Here is a 20,077-nt window from a genome sequence, read left to right as displayed (position 1 = left end):
TTAACGGTGTAGGGCTAAAATGGCGTGATCAATAGTTACCCGAGGGTGACGCCCGTTTCGGTTAAATAAAGACATTGCATTGTCGTACACATCCTTGCTGGCACCATCGAGAGTAACCTCAAAAGCGGCGATTCTTTCATGGACTTCCTCTTGCGCGTTAGGGTACAGGTTTACTGCCTCCTTCAGCACATCTATGAAAGAGATAAGTTTATAGATGGATTGAGTCTCATTGACGGCTTTGGCTGATTGGCATTTATGGCACATGTCGTATTCAGCACAAGGTAGCTGCAACTTCATGGCGTTATTGGTTTCACGCTGGGTGTTTTTTCCATCTGCAATGCTTTGTTGCCCATTGCAATGAATGCCATTGGGATTGGTTTTTGCCCTTTCTTCCTCTTGCTTCTTTTTCCATTCATCATGCGTCAGCATTGTGATGCCAATTTTGGCTACAACTATCTCTTTTGCTTGCTCTAAACACGTGTTTTCATCCAACAGCTCCATCACTTGTAGAGCTTGTGAGACGATGGTTTTGTTGAGTCTTGGGTCACCATTGGCATAGTGCTTATCAATGGTTTGAAGAAGGTTTTGCAGGAGGCTTTGAACGCCGCCAGCGCCACTCACTGAGTACACGTGGTTACTGGTCATTTCTCGCCAGCGACTTGATTGAAGCGATATGAAGTATTCGTTGGTTTTAATTGACCATGTTTTCATTTGATTAGAGCTAATAGGGCTTATTCCATCCCAGTCTTTAGGGGCATTTTTTTGACCACCTCGTTTGAGCAGCAACCGCTCATAGCTTTTAGAGTCTTGTTTATCTGCTAATTCTGTGGCGAATTGCTCAATATCTTTGATTAACGCCTTGTCAGCAGCAGGAACAGATAAGTGGTGGCTCTCGCCATTGCGATATTTGAACGACACATTGATATTGCCATTGGCGTCTTTATCCGAATAAGTCAGCGGCAGCAAGATGCCCTTGAGGGGTAAGTTTGTGTAACACGATAAAATGCAGTAAGCAGCATTCGTTGCGCCTCCAGTGGCTACCGCTTTTGTGCACGGGCGAGTGACTTTACTTACGACAGTTCGGCCTAGCGTATTCGTCTCTTTTTTTAGCTCGATAACATGCTGGTTTCGATAGCTGTAAAATAGTTCCTTAAACCATGGCAGGCAAGATGCACGAGTGGGTGAGAGTAGGCTTAACTCTACCACCAGGTGCTTATTTATTTCCTTCAAATTGAACGAGCTACTTTTCTCCCCTTGGTTATTCAGCGTAAACAGTAACTCAGAGCCTTCTTCGCCACTGCCGTAGAGTGCTGAAAGTGTTTCAAGGGTTTTAATAAATTTCACTCCGTCCCGTTTATCAACATCGAAGCTCTGGTTGGTAAGTACAGCGTCTACCTCTTTATTTGCGCGTGCCTTAAAGCTCGATACTTTAACCACCTTTAAGCTTTTATCCCGCTCATCAGTATGAATCGTGACAGGATGAGCGATGCTCTGTATGTCGCCATCGTTTAATGAGGTAAAAAAGCACATAAGGTGATAAGCCGCCCCCATCGCCATGTTAAACGCGGCGGCAGGCTTTACGGATGTGCCCGTTTTACTCATCCCATGGGTTTGGGTTGTGAGAGACGTTTTAATTGAAATGATTTCTTGGTGGTCACCTAAGTCAATAACGACAGGCAGCTCATTAGGAAGGACAAGGTTTTCTTTTTTTGCCGCAATGAGCTGTGGGGCTAGGGTGAAAAATAACTCACTCAAACGAGCAACAAGCATCTCTTCTTCAGCGTCAGAGTAACCCTTATATGGTGTATTTTCGCCAGAAAACCCTCGGTGATGGGTTGCCCATGTGTCAGCGGGTAATCTACACCATGAAAGGGCGGTGCGAAGTGCTGAGGTTATTTGACAGGCTGAGCTTTCTTGGATACCCAGTTCATCACCGTGGCTCGCCTCCCATAGCCTTTTGGATGGGTGGTACATTTTCACCCGGTGCCGCAGTTCGCCATCATTCCCGGCATATGTTAAATATCCCGCTTCAGAAAAGGGGTCAACGTTTACGGCGTCACAAAAGGAAATGAAGGCTCTTAATGTATCGTATAACTTCGGAACGGTTGCTGCCGACCTGCCATTATCAACATACTGGTAGGCATTTTTACAAAAGCTCCTTAAAAAAGGGATACGGCTGTCGATTTTGACGTTATTGCTGTTTGCGGCAAGGTGTAACAGGTGTGATATATCAAACTCGGTTGCCTTCCTGAGTATGTTGTTCTTATAGGGGATGGTAAAGTGCAACGGAACCACATTCTTACTGTTTCTAACGTACTTAACCGTCTTTGAGTTCTTCGCGAGTGGGCTTTTTGCCATGCTACCACCCCTTATTAATCTTGTTGTTTTTGCTCTCTGCAACCCGTAACTGCTCATCAAACTTATTCATGAACTTAATATACTTTTCCGTCGTTGAAGTGCTTGCATGCCCCATAAGTTCCGCCAACTCATCCATCAGGAAGTCATAGGCAACATGTCGCTTTTGAGATTCACTCCAAAGCCAATGAGTCGCAAAGGTTGAACGCAAATCATGAACTCGGTAGTACCAAGTAGGTTCTATCGTTTGGATTAGCCTTCTCAATACTCCAAAATGGACTTCCACAGTGTTTTCTGTATACGGGCGTCCTTTATTGGAAACAAAAAGGTAATCAGTGCAATCCACCTCTTCTTTAGAATCAATCAGCTCTTTGCGTTTAACTAGGTGCTTTTGTCGTTGTTTACTTTCTTTGTATTGCTCTAATTCTTCGTAAAGCTCGATAGGGATTTCAACAATACGGGGCTTACTGCCCTTGGTGCGTGTAATGTGAACGGGTACAACGTCTAATTCACTAAAATCCTTGTTACCAATGTTGTGTGCTGGGAAATGAGTGGCTTCTTCAACCCTAAGTCCTGACTCCTCACACAACCTTAGCATTAGGGAGATAGGCTTTGGCAAAGTATCTATATGCTGGTTGAACAACGCTTTCTGTTCGAACGTCATAGGTTTTAATTTTTTATCAGCAGGCGTTTTATCATTCTTTGGAAACATCTTCATGATGTTTGACATTTCATAAACACGTTTTGAACCAGATTGAGTATGAGCAAGCATATCGTGTTGATTAATGCCTTCATAAATCTCAACGGTAGTGAAATGCGTTAATACATGTTCATCATCATTTTTGAGGTAACCATGTCTGTACATCCACTTGTAGAAGCTAATAACGGCCCCCATATAGCTTCTTGCAGTGGCAAGAGAGTATGCTTCATCACCTGTTGAATTTTGTTTAGCACGACAGTTTGCTAAAAGATGTTTAGCAAAGCACCAAGGTGCACCTTCTTCTTCATACTTCGTTAGAGACTTATACGTTAAATACTCAGTTGGTATTTCGTTACCTTCGTCATCAAATCGAGGGTAATGTGTAGAATCTAAGTAGCGAGTATAAGCCAGTAACCCCTTTGCAATTGAGTCGGTGTCCTTAACGGCTCCCTTACCACGTAACTTAGAGACTAGGTAAAGAGATTGTGGGTAAACAACACTCCCATCAGGCGCAATGATAATATCTGTTTTCTTGGAGTATGATTGAAGTTTGGAAGGAGAAAGGTAGGGTGTATAAGTCACCTCTCCAGAGTCAGTATTTATGCTCTCTGAAACTTGGAGTTTTGCTAATGTATCAACCTCTATTGAAAGCAGTTGGTAGTCATCATAAATATTAGAATGTTTTTCATCATGTGTTCTTATCACAAACTATCCTCAATATGTTTACCACATATTAAAGATAGTTTCGTCATAAAAAACTATCAAGGTTTTTTGTCATGAAACTTTATCAAGGGTAAATTTTTTCTCACCCCAAATACCAAATGCATCGGCAATGGCATGATCTTCATCACTAAGAAGAGAAAAATTGAGGGATTGCTTTTCTGCGAAACGAGCCAGTTTCTTCACGGGATCTGGACTGATCCCCAATACTGTCACTTTTAAGTTATTTAACGCTTGCATGCTGTCTCGCAACCCACATGCTTGAACCGTGCAGCCGGGTGTGGAGGCTTTAGGATAAAAGTAAACTAAAACAGGCCCGTTACTGAGACACTCTTTTAATGAGATGAGTGCATCATCTTGATTTTTTAGTTCGAAGAGTGGAGCTGTATCGCCAGTTGTTAACGTTTTCATTTGAAGTTCCTTTTAGCTTGTAGTGATGCCTTGCATACGTTCGATCATGCAGTTTAATGACATATCACTGGCCAGCTCATTGATACTGGTTTCTAACTTATCCAGTTCAACTTTCTCTGGAACATTAATAGTAAGGAAAACATTTTGGGTTGGCTTACCCTGACTGTCTTCTTCTGAGTGAGATCTAACTGCGCCAAGATCCAGTGAGCGGTCGGCTAAGAATTGAGTTATTTTTTTCATGGTGCCGCGTTGATCTTGTCCCGTAAAGGTGACTTCAAGACGTGATATGTAATTTTGAGCCGTGTGTTTTGAAGTGCGCTTCATCACTGTCATCAGCTCAAGTTCAACGCTTAGGCTTGGTAGCTGAGTCTCCATTTTAGTAATGGAGGCCCATGAACCTGATAGCATCATGATCAATGTGAATTCATTGCCGAATAAGGCCATACGACTGTCAACAATGTCACAGTCACATTCACTTGCAAGTCTTGCAAATTTACTGACAATACCTGGGCGATCTGAGCCCATAGCAGTAACAACAAGATGATTGGACATGAATTTTCCTTATTTATAGCTATTTTGTACAAAAACACACCGATTATCGGCGGGTTTTTCTGCGGTAGTTAATGCTACCATAAGTTCGCTAAGATGAGATCCCTGTCTTATACATCAAAAGTCAGATTGAATACTATTGCTAATGAAAAAGCCTTAACGTTAATGAATCGCTGAAATGCTTGTTTTTAATGGTTAGCATCAGTACCATAGCCAGTCCTGAAACCTGGGGAAGTCACATGATAAACGGAAGCATCGTAGCCTTAATCACACCACTAAATAGTGATGGCTCAGTAGATTATACAAGTCTTGAAAAGTTAGTTGAGTATCATATTACCGAAGGTACAGATGCCATCGTTGCCGTAGGCACCACTGGTGAGTCTGCAACTCTTCCAATTTCCGAGCATATTGCAGTGGTATCGCAAACTGTTAAATTTGCATCTGGCCGTATTCCGGTTATTGGTGGCAACGGTGCCAATGCCACGGCTGAAGCGATAGAGCTCACTAAAGCCCAGAACAACTTGGGCGTAGCGGCAATGTTGGGGGTGACACCTTATTATAATAAGCCGAGCCCTAAAGGCTTGATTGCCCATTACAAGGCTGTTGCTGCCAGTACCGATATCCCACAAATTTTATATAATGTGCCAGGTAGAACATCCGTTGATATGTTGCCTGAAACCATTGCTCAGTTGGTTGAAGTGCCCAATATCATAGGTGTTAAAGACGCCACGGGTGATATTGCACGAGTGAAACCTTTACGGGAGCTTTGCGGCAATGATTTCCTTCTTTATAGTGGTGACGACGCCACCGCACGTGAATTTCTAAGTTTGGGCGGTGATGGAGTCATTTCAGTCACCAACAACATAGTGCCAAAGCAGTTTAAATTGATGTGTGACGCTGCGTTAGCAGGTAACACTCAAGCTGCGATGGCTGCAGAAGATCAAATAAAAGGTCTATTCAGTGCGCTATTTTGTGAAGCTAACCCTATACCCGTTAAGTGGGCCGCCCATCAGATGGGCTTGATCAGTCAAGGTGATATTCGATTGCCTTTAACGGAACTTTCTCCTGAGTTTCATGGTCTGTTATTAGATGCAATGAAAAATGCTCGAATAGAGGTTAAATAAATAGATGTTAAAGCAAGTGACTCCTTTAATCCTTATCGCTGCTGTTACAGCATGTACCACACCTGTAGATAGAAGACAGGCCAATGGCGGCGATGAATATACCAATGTAATTATAGAACCGGCTTTAACTATACCTGAGGGGCTAAATTCGCCTATTTATAGTAAAGAGTACGACATTCCTCAGCCTGGCAGTAAAGTTGATGCCAGTTTAGTCGGTAAAAAGTTAGACATTCGCCCACCTCTGCAGGTTCTGCCTATGGCTGAAGGGACACATGTTGAAGAAGGCAGCGACAACATTAAAGTTGTTGTTGAAGCTCTCGATACTGAAACAGATCTTAAAAATGAACTTTTCTCTATAATCAAAGCATACTTGAACAGTAAGTCTATGGTTATTCTTAAAGAGGATTACGAGCAAGGTTTGATTGAAACTGATTGGATTGAGAATCAGGAAGTGGTCGATTCAAATTTCTGGGGCAGTGATGAAATCTATACCTTGCGTCAGCGATATGAATTTAAAATCGATGTGCGTCCTCACGGTCGCAGCGGTAACTTGATCATCAACCTAATGGATCATGAAGAAAGCTTTGATGGTGAACAACAAGATGTCTTCCTAAGTGGTGAAGATAAGCAACGCTACACCATAGATATGCTCAATAATGCAGTGGCATATATGAGTATTAAACGTAATCAAGCGATTAAAGCTAAACGTCTAAGAGAAAGCCTAGGTATTGATGTCAATATTGTTAAGGGTACAAGCTCTGAAGTTGAAGGCGAAGCAGCTGAGCCTTCATATTGGCTAGCCCAAGCGCCGTTCAAACGTACTTGGGACCGATTACGTATCGTATTACCTGAAATGGGTTTAGAAATTATCGATATGGATAGCAATAAGGGGCTTTATTACATTAATGTTTCCGATGATTCTGGTTTCTGGAGCTCATTGTGGAGTGAGAAGAAGCTGCCAGTTAAAGAAGGCTCGTACCGTATCGTATTAGAAGATGATGACAGCGAAAATAAAACACGTATTTATTTACGTGATTCATCCGATAAAGCATTAGATAATGAAGTGGTTGAAGCCGTCTATGAAGGCTTCTCGGAATTGATGAACGAAGATCGTAAAATTCGTTAAACAATTCTTAATCCAATGAAAGGAGGCTTTAGCCTCCTTTTTTTTATGGCTAAATTCATCAAGTTAATCTATGTCAAAGTCGTTAGCGGCTTACACTCTGAACAAGATGCTTTGTGGACCCGCTAGCGACAAATAAATACCATATTCCAATGCAGGAGATGTGGTGGTAACCATCTCGAAAAGCAGTTGATTATGCTGTGACTCTAAACCTCTACTTTGTAAAATCATCAACTTTATCAGTATTATGTATCATGAGTTGCATCTAGGCACACTCGGTTTGTGCTAAAAAAAACAACCTTGCTAGACACGCTTACTTGTTGCCGTTATGTATTAATTGTAAGTAAAGGTAAAACACCTTGAAGCGCAATAGCCTATGAGTAAACTGTATGCATAAAAATAAGTAGTACTTTGGAATGTTAATGAAAAAAATAATAATATTATTAATCTTTTTGTCACTCTCTTGGGTTGTTTATCAACAGAGCTCACCAGAAAAAGCCTTATCTAAGCCTAAAGCTCGACCCACTCCAAACGTAGTCGTTGCTAAAGCGAGTATTGAACCTGTGCGTGATGAAGTAGAAGCTCTTGGCACAACTAAAGCTAATGAATCGATTACGGTGACGCCTAAAGTGACCGAGGTGGCAACTTTTATCAACTTTGATGACGGTGATTTAGTTAAGAAAGGACGTTTACTGGTTCAACTTCAAGATCGAGAGCAAGTCGCTAGGGTAAAAGTCGCTAAGGTGCGTGTTTCAGATCATATGCGTGAGCTCGACAGAATTCGCTCTTTAGTGACCAGCCAAACCATTGCAGAACTAGAAAGAGATCGATTACAAACGCTGATTGATACCGCCAAAGCAGAGTTGGAACAATCGCAATCGGCATTAACCGACAGAAAAATCATGGCTCCGTTTGATGGTCGCCTTGGTTTACGTCAGATCAGCGTGGGGAGTTTGTTAACTCCAGGAACTATCATCACCACATTGGATGATATTTCTGTTATTAAGTTAGACTTTTCAGTGCCAGAGCGTTTTTTGCAATCTTTAGAAGTGGGTAAATCGGTAGAAGCGAGTGCCGTAGCATTTCCAGGTGAGATGTTTAAAGGCAAAGTGGTATCTATCGATAGCAGAATCAATCCAACGACTCGAGCCGTTATTGTGCGCGCCGAGATTGCTAACCCACAGAGTAGACTGTTGCCCGGCATGCTGATGAAGGTGACGCTGATTAAAGAGAGCCGTGAAGCACTTATTTTGCCTGAGTCAGCCATTATCCCTATTCAAGATAGACATTATGTATACCTAGTCAATGATGAAGGTGTTATCGAGAGAAAAGAGGTTCAGCTAGGAATACGTAAGCGAGGCTGGGTTGAAATTATTGAGGGTGTCAATTTAGGCGAAGAGGTTGTTATTCGCGGGATTTTGAAAGTGCGTCCAGGGGATAAGGTAAAGGTCCAATATAGTGAACGTTTTAGCTTCCTCAAAGAAGCTAAGGTTAGGCCAACAGTATGATATTAACCGATCTATCGGTAAAGAGACCCGTCTTTGCTTCCGTCATTAGTATCTTACTTATCGCATTTGGTTTAGTTGCTTTCGACAAGCTTCCCTTAAGGGAATATCCCAATATCGACCCTCCAGTCGTTTCTATCAACACTAATTACCGAGGTGCTAGCGCTTCGGTTGTTGAGAGCCGTATCACTCAACTTGTAGAAGATCGTATTAGCGGTGTGGAAGGCATACGTCATATTAATTCATCGAGCCGTGATGGTCGTTCATCAGTGACTTTGCAGTTCGATGTTGGGCGCGATATCGAAGCGGCTGCAAACGATGTTCGTGACCGTGTTTCTGGTTTACTGAATAACCTACCCGAAGAAGCTGAGCCCCCTGAAGTACAAAAAGCCAACGGTGGCGATGAAGTGATCATGTGGCTCAATCTAGTCTCTGATCAGATGACCACGTTACAGCTTACCGATTATGCTCGAAGGTACCTCACTGATCGCTTATCTGTGATAGACGGTGTTGCTAATATTCGTATTGGTGGTGGTAAAGTTTACGCGATGCGGATCTGGATCGACAGACAGGCATTGGCAGCGAGAAACCTCACCGTTGCAGACATTGAGAGTGTACTTCGCTCTGAAAATGTTGAGCTTCCCGCAGGATCGGTAGAGTCAAAAGAGCGACATTTCACCGTCCGTGTTGAACGTAGTTTCAGAACCGTGGACGACTTTGCAAACTTAGTGCTTACAGAAGGTGACGATGGTTACTTGGTAAAATTAGGTGATGTTGCAAAAGTCGAAATCGGCTCTGAAGAGGAGAGGATCACCTTTCGTGGCAACCGCGAAGCCATGATAGGTCTAGGGGTCTCTAAGCAGTCGACTGCTAATACCTTAGATGTCGCTAGAGCTGCAAATGCGTTAGTGGACAAGATAAACCCGACTCTACCAGCAGGGATGGAGATTAAACGCTCTTACGACAGCTCGGTTTTTATCGAAGCGTCAGTTAAAGAGGTATACCAGACACTGTTTATTGCCATGACACTGGTTGTTATTGTGATCTATTTATTTCTCGGAAGTGTTCGTGCCATGTTGATCCCAGCATTAACTGTGCCTGTATCTTTAATGGCGACGTTTATCGTTCTATATGCCTTAGGTTACACCATTAACTTGCTTACGTTACTGGCGATGATATTGGCCATTGGTATGGTGGTTGATGATGCGATTGTCGTGTTAGAAAATATACATAGAAGGATAGAGGAGGGCGACTCACCACTTAAAGCGGCTTATCTTGGTTCACGTGAAGTGGCATTCGCTGTGGTTGCAACGACGTTAGTGCTTGTTGCTGTGTTTATGCCTATTACTTTCTTAGAGGGGGATTTAGGTAAACTCTTCAAGGAGTTTGCAGTTGCAATGAGTGCCGCGGTGATCTTCTCCAGTATCGTCGCCTTAACTCTCAGCCCTATGATGTGTTCCAAATTACTGAAGCCAGCAGGCAATGAGTCTTGGCTGGTGCGTAAAGTGGATGCGGGTATGAATCATATCAGTCGCAAATACCAAGGTGTATTAGTTAAGGCGATGAAGCACCCTGTCATAGTGTCTTCCCTAATAATAGTGGCTTTGGCTGCCAGCGCATGGTTAGTGAAAATCGTTCCTCAGGAGTTTGCGCCAAGAGAAGATAGAGGCTCAATGTTTCTTATCGTTAACGGTCCTCAGGGGGCGAGCTTTGAATATATCGAATCTTATATGGATGAGATTGAAACCCGCTTGATGCCGTTAGTTGATAGCGGAGATATTAAACGCTTACTGATCCGTGCCCCCCGAAGCTTTGGTAGCAGTGCTGATTTTTCAAACGGCATGGCGATCATTGTATTAGAAGATTGGAGTGTACGAAGAAGCGCTGCTGAAATCACCTCAGATGTTCGTGGTCGTTTAGCCGATCTGGCAGGTATCAGAGCATTTCCAGTGATGCGGCAAGCGTTCGGCCGTGGTGTAGGTAAACCCGTACAGTTTGTTATAGGGGGACCGAGCTACGAAGCGTTAGCTCAATGGCGAGATATTATCCTTGAAAAGGCTAAGGAAAACCCAAATCTCGTCGGTTTAGATCATGATTATCAAGAGACAAAACCACAACTTAGAGTGGTGATCGATAAGGAAAGAGCGGCAGATCTCGGTGTGTCAATTTCTCACATTGGCCGTACTTTAGAGTCAATGTTAGGCTCTCGCCTTGTGACTACATTTATGCGAGAAGGCAAAGAGTATGATGTGATCATCGAAGGGAACAGAGAGAACCAAAACACAGCTAATGATCTGGAAAATATCTATGTCAGATCCGATAGAAGCCAGGCACTGATCCCATTGTCAAACTTAGTGAGCGTTGAGGAGTTTGCCGATGCCAGTCGTTTGAACCGATATAATAGGATGCGTGCCATCACCTTAGAGGCAAACTTAGCCGAAGGTTACAGCTTAGGTGAAGCCTTAGATTACCTTAATGAGATTGCAGATACTTATCTGCCTGCAGAAGCAGTGATCAGCTATAAAGGACAGTCGTTAGATTATCAAGAGTCAGGAAGCTCGATGTATTTCGTGTTTATTCTGGCACTAGGGATCGTATTTCTGGTGCTAGCGGCGCAATTTGAAAGCTATGTTCATCCTATGGTCATCATGCTGACTGTTCCTCTGGCAACTCTAGGCGCACTAGTGGGTCTGTGGCTGACAGATCAAAGTCTGAATATCTACAGTCAAATTGGTATTATTATGCTGGTGGGGTTAGCTGCGAAGAATGGGATTTTAATTGTTGAATTTGCTAACCAACTGCGGGATAGAGGAATCGAATTTGAAACTGCGATAGTTCAGGCAGCAGCACAAAGACTAAGACCCATCTTAATGACTGGAATTACCACCGCAGCTGGGGCAATCCCACTGGTTATGGCTCAAGGCGCGGGGGCTGAGACCCGCTATGTGATAGGTGTTGTGGTGCTTTCGGGTATATTAATAGCGACGCTATTTACCCTATTAGTTATCCCAGTTGCCTACTCTCTATTTTCACGTAATTCAAGCTCTCCGGAAGCTGTAGCTCGTGCACTAGAAAAAGAATTAGCAGCTAAATAGGTATAATACCATTCCGAGTAAGTATCTGATCATTCAGCGGGAGTTCAAAGCATTGTAGGCAAGACGGATGTTTGAAGCTAATAGTTATTCTCGGCTCTAGCATCCTGCTTCGCCCTACCTTCTGCATCCATGCAGTCGTATATCGAGAACATTCAACGTAGCATAAAGGGCTTTGAAACCCGCACTGCGTGAGGCTCTCAGTGTTTCCACTTCGGTGTTGCATTGACTTAAAAGGGAATAACCATTTCCTCATCAATGCGCCTTGAATTGAAAAAACTGAGAGTCTCTGAACTGACCAGATACTTATATGGAGTGGTATAAACTCTTCGATGTGAAAAAGGCCAATCAGGTAACTGATTGGCCTTTTTTGTGACTGTTCAAAATAGAAATGTGTTACTAGTTTGTTGGTATATTGTATAAATTATCCCTAGTGTGCTAGGTTTGTCATTGTTGCGTATTTGAATGCTGTTAGCTAAAACGGCTTAGATAGTTCTAGTTTTTAGCCTCTTATACGTCTACAGAATATCAAGATGATAAAAATAACGGTGAATATGAACATCATATATCACCGATCAAAGAGTGATGTGCCGGTTTTTTCCTGCACGCATACTTACCCTGATACTTGAGAACAAAACAATGATAAAAAATATTAAAGGCGGTGCGATCTTAACTGCACTGACCCTCTGCGCAAGTTTGCCTGTTGGGCACGCTTGGGCTGGGCAGTCAGTCAATAAGATCAATCAAGCCAGTAGTCAACAAAACAATACCATGTCGAGTCACTTCAAAGCTGGAGGTCAGGTTTGTGGTACTGACCAAAATGGTCAAACTTGGGTTCCTAGTCCAAATGAAGGCCTGTTCTTTGGTGCCACAGAGCCTAAAGGAACGTATAACTCAAAAATGCAGTTAACGAGTCCGACTAGCTTCTCTATTGATGTCCAAGCAATTGGCACTGTAGATGAAGGTGAATATATCATTCCTGTGGTGTTTCATATCTATGGCGCAATACACAACTGTGAGACCGGTGGTTCCTGTGTTCCGGACTCTCTGATTGCTAATGCTCTTAAAAGAAGTAACGAGGACTTTCAAGGACTCAATACCTTAGATGGGCCGATAGCAGCGCAGTTTCAAGCTATACGTGAGAACATGAATGTCGAATTTGTGCTCGCTAAAGTCGACCCATGGGGAAACCCTACTAACGGTATCGTTAGGCATGGGGAGGCGACGGGCTATGGTAATTACGACGCACCCAATGATGCGGCTCGCGCTGCAAAAGATGCTGAAATCTCAGGTGATGCCTGGGATAATTACCGTTATATGAACATCTATATTATGAATGATCTAGATGGTGACGGCGCTACAAATAATTCAGGTGTTGCCTGGTATCCGACGACGTCTATGTCAGATACTGGACTCGCTCGAGTTGTTTATAACGGGGCTTATCTTGGTACTAATACTGATGAAAATTTCCGTTCTATTTTGACCCATGAGTTTGGCCATTGGTTAAACTTACCACATGTATTTGATGGTGCTCAGTGTAATACAGATAATGAGATTTTCTGTTCTCATACCGGTGATAGGGTCTGTGACACGCCGCAGATGAGCAGTAATTCTATGGCAAGCAATGCCGAGAACTGTCTGGGTCAAGCGACCAATACTGAAAACTTCATGCACTACACAGATAATTACGCCATGTTTACTCAGCAGCAAGCGCAACGTATGTATGGCGCGCTGAATCATCCTGCACGTAGTACGCTTTGGACTGATGATAACTTGATCTCTGTAGGGTTGAGTGCATATACCTCAAGCTTTCCTCATAACTGGGACGGCTCTGGTGTGGATGCGCCACCAGAAGGCACTGTGTTGATGGAGCTTCCTGGTCTGTCGGCATTGAAAGGTGAGATAAATACCTACACTATCGACCTGCCCGTGGGCACTGAGGTCATGGCCGTCTATTTAGATGGATTTTCAGAAGATCCGGATCTGTACCTTAGGCATGGGCAAGCACCTTCATATGATGGGACTACATGGACCTATGATCTTCACTCTTTCAGTTCGGCTGGAACCCCTGAGTTTATCGGCCTAGTAGGCCCTAAAACGACGGGTACTTACCATATTACTATTGATGCTTTTTCTGATTATACCAATGCGAGGCTGATCGTTGTTGCGATGGACGATCCAACCTTATGTAATGGTTGTGAGCGAGTAACAGCAATAGATGAGAGCGGCTTAACAGCGGTTAAAGGCTCAGCAGCAAAGCATTATAGTTTTACTGTGCCTAATGATGCGACAAGGGTCTTGGTTGAGATCCCAGGTGGTTATGGCAGTACGTTACAAGGCGGGCCTGATCCTGATCTCTATGTCAGCCGCGATATTATCCCCACAACATCTGTTGCAGATTGTAAGCCATTTGCGGCGCCAGGATTGCGTGAGGTTTGTGAGTTCACCGGTGCAGATCTTGGCGGTACCTACAATATCATGATTGATGCATTTCTGGATTACAGTGATGTCAGTTTAAAAGCGGTATACGATCGTCCTGTGAGTAATAATCAGCTGCCGACGGCGTCTATTAATGGTCCATATTCGGCCACATTAGGCTCACCAATCAGTTTCACAAGCAATGGCTCTGCCGATGTCGATGGCACAATTGTTAGTTACAGCTGGGATTTGGGTGATGGAACATTCAGTAGCGATGCAAATCCTGTTCATACCTATGCCACTGCAGATACCTTTAATGTGACTCTGACTGTGACTGATGATTTAGGGGGGATTGGGACATCAAATACCAGTGCTGTGATCACCAATTCAGGTCTTCAGGAGCTGAAAAATGGTGTAGCTAAAACTGGTCTATCAGCCAATACAGGCGATTTAGCAAAATTCTTTATCAATATTCCAGCAGGTGTGACTAATCTAGTCATTAAAGTGAGTGGCGGTACAGGTGATGCGGATCTCTATACTCAGTTGGGTGCAGAGCCTACAGACAGTAGTTACGTATGTCGCCCCTACGTTGGCGGGAACAGTGAAACCTGTACCCAAGCAGCGCCGACAGAAGGCATGTGGTATGTCAGCCTAAAAGCCTATAATACTTTTGCCGATGTGACCTTGCTGGCGACATTTGATGCCGGTGCAGAGAATGTTGCGCCGACAGCCAATGCAAACGGTGCTTATGTTGGCAGCGTAGGACAAAGCATTAACTTTTCTAGTCAAGGCTCAAGCGACTCCGATGGTAGCATCGCCAGTTATGAGTGGAACTTTGGTGATGGAAGCGTTAGTACACTTGCTAATCCAAGTCATGCTTATTCAGTTGCGCGTAATTATACAGTAATGTTAACTGTGACTGATGATGGTGGTTTGACACATACCAGCACGACAACGGCAAGTGTAACGGCTTCACAAAATGTTGCGCCAGTCGCTCAAGCTAATGGTCCCTACTCAGGAGAAGTGGGCTCGGCGATAAGCTTTAGCAGTCAAGGCTCAACTGACAGTGACGGTTCGATTGTGAGTTATAGCTGGGACTTTGGTGATGGCACTAGCAGTAGCCAGGCAAATCCAAGCCATACCTATGAATCAGCCGGTGATTTTATCGTCACATTGACTGTGACAGATAACTTAGGTGCAACAAGTTCTAGCGTTGCTGCGGTTGCAGTGTCTAGTGTGCCTGTTAATGGTTTAGTGAATGCCTGTTTGACTCAAGCCGAAGAGGACTATATTGCCGTTCAGAGTACTACTGCTGTTTGTGTAACAGCAGGCAGCGACAAGTATTTTTACTTCTATGCTGATGGCTTGACGCAAACCAGTATTCGCACTCAGCACGGCAGCGGTGATGTTGCGCTTTACTACAGTCATTCTGGCTGGCCATCAAGCTCGTCATATACTCAGGTATCTAATACATCGGGAAACACTGAGACTATTACGGTAAATGGCTTGGCAACAGGTTGGCATTATATCATGGTGGGGGGAAACCACAGTGGTGTGACATTACGCGTCGATATGCAGTAGCATCTTCATCGTTTTATACCAATTGGTATAAATAGATAGACAATAAAAAACCGGCCAGAGCGATCAGGCCGGTTTTCTTTTAGCAAAGAGAAGGTAAATTTGTCTTATAGCGATTGGTATTAGAGCTAGTTCTGTCTTGAACTTAAGCTTAGCTTTATCTGCTTGTTAACACTTAAGGCTTTTTCTCGCCATCACCTTGAGTCGGAGTTTTGTCAACGCTATTATCCGCTTGCTTGCTAGACCCTTTGTCTGATCTAGAGTCTTTATCGTCAGTAGAGGGCGCTGGCTTCGATCGTTTCGGTTTATTCTCTTTGCCAAATTGTGGCATTTTATACTTTGCACTGTATTTGAGAACAGCAAGGTTACTGGCGATCACACCAATAACGAGAATAATGATGAGCCAAGCTTCAAGATCCGACATACTTCTCCTAATACCATTAAAACAGCCCATTGAATGGACTCTTAATAAGCCTAATCGACAGCTAATCTTGATTCACAAATTCGAATATCTTCCGGTGTGTCGACCTCTGGAGAATCAAAAGCACTAATAGCAACCTTGATCTTATAACCGTGTTCCAAGGCTCTTAATTGCTCTAGTTTTTCTAAATCTTCTAAGCGCCCTAGAGGCAGTTTAGCAAACGTTGATACGAAGCTTCTGGTATAGGCGTAGACACCTAAGTGTTTATATACCGGGTAATCATTGGTATCACGGCCAAATGGGATACGTGCACGGGAAAAATACAGTGCATTATGATCGTTATCGAATACCATTTTGACATGTTTAGGATCATCAAGCTCACACTGCTCAGTGATCTCGAAGCCTAATGTTGCCATGCCAAACTCACCAGGGTGACGTTCAAACAAACTGATGATTTGCTCAATTGAGATCGGGTCAATTAATGGCTGGTCGCCCTGAAGGTTAACCACTAAATCGTTATCTTTTAGCCCAAGCTGCGTGATTGCATCTTCAATTCTGTCAGTACCAGAGGCGGCGTCAGCACTGGTCATTACCACTTGACCACCAAAGGCTTCAACGGCGTCCTTAATACGGACATCATCGGTGGCCACATAGATAGCGGTTAAGCCTTTTGCTAGAGCCGCACGTTCGTACACATGCTGGATCATAGGCTTGCCGTTAATCGGAGCTAAAGGTTTACCGGGAAAACGGCTGGATCCATAGCGTGCAGGGATTAACAGGGTAACGTTCATGAATTATACCTATTACTAATATCAATATAAAAGGGCTCTAAAGAGCCCTAATGAATGTTTAAGGACAATGAAGCCTAGATTACATACGACGATAAAGTGCTGTTAGCATCTCATCTGTGACTTTTTCTTCCCAAGTCGGACCGTAAACATTTTCCCAAAGTGGGCCCATGCTCTTAGCGACTTTAACCATCTTAGCGATAGTCTCATCAGGCAAGTCAGTACAAATTCCTTTAGGAATGGTGATGTTATGCTTCTTCACCATAGTACGGAATTCAGCAACCCCTTCAGGGTAGAAGTCTTCGAGTACATCAAAAACGATACAGTTACCAATACCATGATGATAACCAAGTACATAACCTAGGCCATATGAAACGGCATGGCAGGCACCGACTTGGCTATAAGCGATACTCATGCCGCCCATGTATGAGGCCATCATCAACTTATCATCTTTCTCTGCATGATCATTGATGTACACTTCACGACAAAGGTCCATAGACTTCTCTGCGAAGGACTTAGCAAATTCGTTCAGGAAAGTGCCTTGCAAAGATTCAACACAGTGAATGTAACAATCCATACCTGTGTAGAACCATTGATCGGTAGATACACCATCAATAAGTTCAGAATCCATGATGATCTGATCGAATACTGTGTGATCTGAGTTTAGACCAAGCTTACGTACTGGTCCGCAAAGCACTGCCGTACGTGATGCTTCAGCACCTGTGCCTGAAACTGTAGGAATACCAATATGATGAACAGCTGGATGCTTGATAAGATCCCAACCTTGGTACATCGCACTGCCACCAGGGTTAGTCAGCATCAAAGAAACCGCTTTAGCTAAATCAAGTGTAGAACCACCACCAAGGCCGACAACGCTCACAGGATGCTTAGTATTAAAGGCTTGGACTTGTTCAGTCAGCGCATCGACTTGCTTTGTCGAAGGCTCGTCGTCAACATTGACATAGATAAGTAGATCATGATTTTTAACAGGAACACGCCCGGCTAAAGGCTTGTCTTGATGCACATCGTCGACAAGAAAAACGACGAAGTCATCAGTTGATTGACGTTCTTCGCTCAATACCAGATCTAAGTCTACAAATGAACCGCGACCAAAAATCATTTTAGGTACGCATTTGAAATTTTTAAAACTCATTACAACATTCTCCGTTGAGATTATTACTGTAAAAAGTGGAATTGCGCCTTAATTAAGGCGCAATAGAAATATGTGATTCAAGCGATTAAGAAAAAGCTTTCTTAATATTTTCAATACGCTGGGCAATCTCTTCTTCAGTCCAAGAAAGCTTAATCAACATAGAGATAGTTTTGCTCATGATAGCATCAGACTTAGGCACTGAAACCTTAGTGTAGTCCGGGCGGTTTTCGATTAACGTGATCGGTAGAGCAGAGCATGATTTTAGCTCTTGGATATGTTTCCAGTTTGACAGGTAGTGCCAGTTGTTAACATACCAGTAGAAACAGCCATCGACGCCGTTTTCGGCCAGCTTCTTGTTGATCTCAATGGTACGTTCTTCAGAAGACATCATAAAGGTCAGGAAGCCTGCTGAGTCACCATCAGCATCGGGAAGTTCACGGAAGCTGACTTCACTGATATCTGCCATTGCAGTTTTAATGGTACGTTTGTTTCTACGCTGAATGTCGATGATGGTATCTAGCTTACGCAGCTGCGCTAAGCCCATCGCTGAGTTCATTTCAGAGATACGGAAGTTCAAGCCCATAATAGGATGACCTTCTGCGCCGCGGTCATTACCAACATGGTCATGGCCGTGATCTGAAAACATGTGTGCATGGTTATAGATGGTTTCGCTGTTAGTGATAACTGCTCCGCCTTCGCCACAGGTGATGGTTTTTACAGAATCAAATGAGTAACAACCCACATCACCAATAGTGCCCAGAGCCTGACCCTTGTAGGTGCCGCCGATGGCTTGACAAGCATCTTCTAGAAGCACTAAGTCGTGCTTTTCACAGACAGCTTTAATTTCATCTAGCTTACCCATAGAGCCACACATATGAACTAGGTTAACGGCTCTAGTGCGTGGGGTAATGGCAGCTTCAATGCCTTCAGGTGAAAGACATAATGTTTCATCAATCTCGGCAAAAATAGGTACCGCACCAGCCATAAATACCGCTTCAACAGAAGCAACAAAAGTAAACGGCGGAACGATAACTTCATCTCCAGCGCCAATGCCTGCAGCAGCAAGTGCAGTTTGTAATGCAGCAGTACCACTTGAAAGAAGATGAGCGTGTTTTACATTCATCTTTTCACAAAGCAGTTGCTCCATCTCACGCGTTTTCCAGCGGTCATTACGCATATGATCAAAGTTATAACGGAAGGTGAAACCGTTCTCCATTACATCTGCAACTTCTTGCTTCTCTTCAGGACCAAATAATTCAAAACCGGGCATGGAAATTTCCTTAGAATTCGCTGCGCTTATCTGCGCGAGAAATAAATCATAACTAGAGGATTATAACTGGGTTGGAAGAGAAACTGCGATGTTTATTAAGGAATATTTAACTAAAAACCTTAAATTATGCTGTGAACGTATAAAGTGTGCACATCTAGCCCTAAAAATTCTATAACGTTTAGGGCTGAACGGGTCTGGCTATTTACTTTGGCCTAAATTGTTCGTTATCGACAGTAACGTCTAAATCAGATAACAGACCATTGTCTATGCCATAAATCCAACCATGTACCGAAACATTTTGACCACGTTCCCAAGCATCTTGGACTATGTTGGTGCTACTGACATTACCTACCTGTTCGATAACATTAAGTTCGCAAAGGCGGTCAAATTTTTCATCACCTTCGAGTTTGTTCAGTTCTTCACTGTGAAGTCGATGAATATCTCTAATATGACCTAACCAATTGTCAATCAGGCCCAATCGCTCTGTACCCATTGACGCTTTGACGCCACCACAGCCGTAGTGACCAACGACCATGATGTGTTTTACTTTTAATACTTCAACGGCATACTGAAGCACAGATAAACAGTTTAAATCGGTATGGATCACCATATTGGCGATGTTACGGTGAACGAAAACTTCACCTGGCATCAAGTCGATAATCTGATTGGAAGGTACGCGGCTATCAGAGCAGCCAATCCACAGGTATTCAGGATTTTGTTGGGTTGCGAGCTGTTCAAAAAAGTCAGGTTTCTCTTGTACGATACGTTCAGCCCAACGGCGATTATTATCAAAAAGTGGTTTTAGTATTTTCATTGTTCTCAAAAGTATACAGTTAAGAAGTGAGACTTGTCAGTCAAGTCGAATCAGTA

The 20,077-nt window shown here is 43.4% G+C and carries 13 protein-coding genes and 1 pseudogene; 5 read left to right on the top strand and 9 right to left on the bottom strand.

What is annotated here, in order from left to right:
• The 4 genes and pseudogenes from FM038_RS13210 to FM038_RS13195 all read right to left on the bottom strand — a co-directional run bounded on the left by FM038_RS13210 (position 1) and on the right by FM038_RS13195 (position 4,738).
• Positions 1-2,358, bottom strand: coding sequence for a hypothetical protein (locus tag FM038_RS13210; protein WP_142871107.1), 2,358 nt, complete (start codon positions 2,356-2,358; stop codon positions 1-3).
• A gap of 1 nt (position 2,359) precedes the next feature.
• Positions 2,360-3,760: a tyrosine-type recombinase/integrase gene (locus tag FM038_RS13205; RefSeq protein ID WP_142870979.1), complete on the bottom strand. Its 1,401-nt coding sequence runs from the start codon at positions 3,758-3,760 to the stop codon at positions 2,360-2,362.
• Between the two features lie 90 nt (positions 3,761-3,850).
• Positions 3,851-4,186 (bottom strand): annotated as a pseudogene (bcp, locus tag FM038_RS13200) (thioredoxin-dependent thiol peroxidase); the annotation flags it as partial.
• Positions 4,187-4,198: 12 nt separating this feature from the next.
• The gene (locus FM038_RS13195) at positions 4,199-4,738 is read right to left on the bottom strand and encodes a glycine cleavage system transcriptional repressor (RefSeq protein WP_142870977.1); all 540 of its coding nucleotides are present in this window, start codon (positions 4,736-4,738) and stop codon (positions 4,199-4,201) included.
• 236 nt (positions 4,739-4,974) lie between these two features.
• Here FM038_RS13195 and dapA point away from each other — a divergent pair, with 236 nt between their 5' ends.
• From dapA to FM038_RS13170, 5 genes are all read left to right on the top strand, one after another.
• Positions 4,975-5,859, top strand: a complete 885-nt coding sequence (dapA, locus tag FM038_RS13190) for a 4-hydroxy-tetrahydrodipicolinate synthase (RefSeq protein ID WP_142870976.1) — start codon at positions 4,975-4,977, stop codon at positions 5,857-5,859.
• Positions 5,860-5,863: 4 nt separating this feature from the next.
• Positions 5,864-6,985 (top strand): outer membrane protein assembly factor BamC, encoded by a 1,122-nt coding sequence (gene bamC / locus FM038_RS13185; protein WP_142870975.1) that lies wholly within the window; start codon positions 5,864-5,866, stop codon positions 6,983-6,985.
• 419 nt (positions 6,986-7,404) lie between these two features.
• Positions 7,405-8,490 (top strand): efflux RND transporter periplasmic adaptor subunit, encoded by a 1,086-nt coding sequence (locus FM038_RS13180; protein WP_142870974.1) that lies wholly within the window; start codon positions 7,405-7,407, stop codon positions 8,488-8,490.
• Positions 8,487-11,582, top strand: a complete 3,096-nt coding sequence (locus FM038_RS13175; protein WP_195873023.1) for an efflux RND transporter permease subunit — start codon at positions 8,487-8,489, stop codon at positions 11,580-11,582. The genes FM038_RS13180 and FM038_RS13175 overlap by 4 nt, the downstream gene beginning before the upstream one ends.
• 636 nt (positions 11,583-12,218) lie before the next feature.
• Positions 12,219-15,578 carry a PKD domain-containing protein gene (locus FM038_RS13170; protein WP_223292861.1) on the top strand — a complete coding sequence of 1,120 codons (3,360 nt, stop codon included), beginning with the start codon at positions 12,219-12,221 and terminating at the stop codon, positions 15,576-15,578.
• Between the two features lie 172 nt (positions 15,579-15,750).
• On the opposite strand, the gene FM038_RS13165 is transcribed toward FM038_RS13170, so the two are convergent.
• From FM038_RS13165 to can, 5 genes are all read right to left on the bottom strand, one after another.
• Entirely contained in the window at positions 15,751-15,999 is a 249-nt protein-coding gene (locus FM038_RS13165) for a DUF2897 family protein (RefSeq protein WP_142870973.1), read from the bottom strand.
• A gap of 50 nt (positions 16,000-16,049) precedes the next feature.
• A complete protein-coding gene (kdsB, locus tag FM038_RS13160; RefSeq protein ID WP_142870972.1) occupies positions 16,050-16,787 on the bottom strand; it encodes an 8-amino-3,8-dideoxy-manno-octulosonate cytidylyltransferase KdsB in 738 nt (245 codons plus the stop codon).
• A gap of 79 nt (positions 16,788-16,866) precedes the next feature.
• The gene (gene kdnB, locus FM038_RS13155; protein ID WP_142870971.1) at positions 16,867-17,937 is read right to left on the bottom strand and encodes a 3-deoxy-alpha-D-manno-octulosonate 8-oxidase KdnB; all 1,071 of its coding nucleotides are present in this window, start codon (positions 17,935-17,937) and stop codon (positions 16,867-16,869) included.
• 85 nt (positions 17,938-18,022) lie between these two features.
• Positions 18,023-19,207, bottom strand: coding sequence for an 8-amino-3,8-dideoxy-alpha-D-manno-octulosonate transaminase KdnA (gene kdnA, locus FM038_RS13150; protein WP_142870970.1), 1,185 nt, complete (start codon positions 19,205-19,207; stop codon positions 18,023-18,025).
• Positions 19,208-19,409: 202 nt separating this feature from the next.
• On the bottom strand, positions 19,410-20,021 hold the full coding sequence (gene can / locus FM038_RS13145; RefSeq protein ID WP_142870969.1) for a carbonate dehydratase: 612 nt from the start codon (positions 20,019-20,021) through the stop codon (positions 19,410-19,412).
• Positions 20,022-20,077 lie beyond the last annotated feature (56 nt).

The sequence above is a fragment of the Shewanella eurypsychrophilus genome, from assembly GCF_007004545.3.
Classification (GTDB): domain Bacteria; phylum Pseudomonadota; class Gammaproteobacteria; order Enterobacterales; family Shewanellaceae; genus Shewanella; species Shewanella eurypsychrophilus.
The sequence above is the reverse complement of the archived record's forward strand: the minus strand, read 5'-3'. Positions and strand labels throughout refer to the sequence as shown.

Bases quoted from the DNA above. Each gene is read 5' to 3' on its own strand.
- FM038_RS13210 (WP_142871107.1), bottom strand. From the start codon at position 2,358: ATGGCAAAAAGCCCACTCGCGAAGAACTCAAAGACGGTTAAGTACGTT.
- FM038_RS13195 (WP_142870977.1), bottom strand. From the start codon at position 4,738: ATGTCCAATCATCTTGTTGTTACTGCTATGGGCTCAGATCGCCCAGGT.
- dapA (WP_142870976.1), top strand. From the start codon at position 4,975: ATGATAAACGGAAGCATCGTAGCCTTAATCACACCACTAAATAGTGAT.
- bamC (WP_142870975.1), top strand. From the start codon at position 5,864: ATGTTAAAGCAAGTGACTCCTTTAATCCTTATCGCTGCTGTTACAGCA.
- FM038_RS13180 (WP_142870974.1), top strand. From the start codon at position 7,405: ATGAAAAAAATAATAATATTATTAATCTTTTTGTCACTCTCTTGGGTT.
- FM038_RS13175 (WP_195873023.1), top strand. From the start codon at position 8,487: ATGATATTAACCGATCTATCGGTAAAGAGACCCGTCTTTGCTTCCGTC.
- FM038_RS13170 (WP_223292861.1), top strand. From the start codon at position 12,219: ATGATAAAAAATATTAAAGGCGGTGCGATCTTAACTGCACTGACCCTC.
- FM038_RS13165 (WP_142870973.1), bottom strand. From the start codon at position 15,999: ATGTCGGATCTTGAAGCTTGGCTCATCATTATTCTCGTTATTGGTGTG.
- kdsB (WP_142870972.1), bottom strand. From the start codon at position 16,787: ATGAACGTTACCCTGTTAATCCCTGCACGCTATGGATCCAGCCGTTTT.
- kdnB (WP_142870971.1), bottom strand. From the start codon at position 17,937: ATGAGTTTTAAAAATTTCAAATGCGTACCTAAAATGATTTTTGGTCGC.
- kdnA (WP_142870970.1), bottom strand. From the start codon at position 19,207: ATGCCCGGTTTTGAATTATTTGGTCCTGAAGAGAAGCAAGAAGTTGCA.
- can (WP_142870969.1), bottom strand. From the start codon at position 20,021: ATGAAAATACTAAAACCACTTTTTGATAATAATCGCCGTTGGGCTGAA.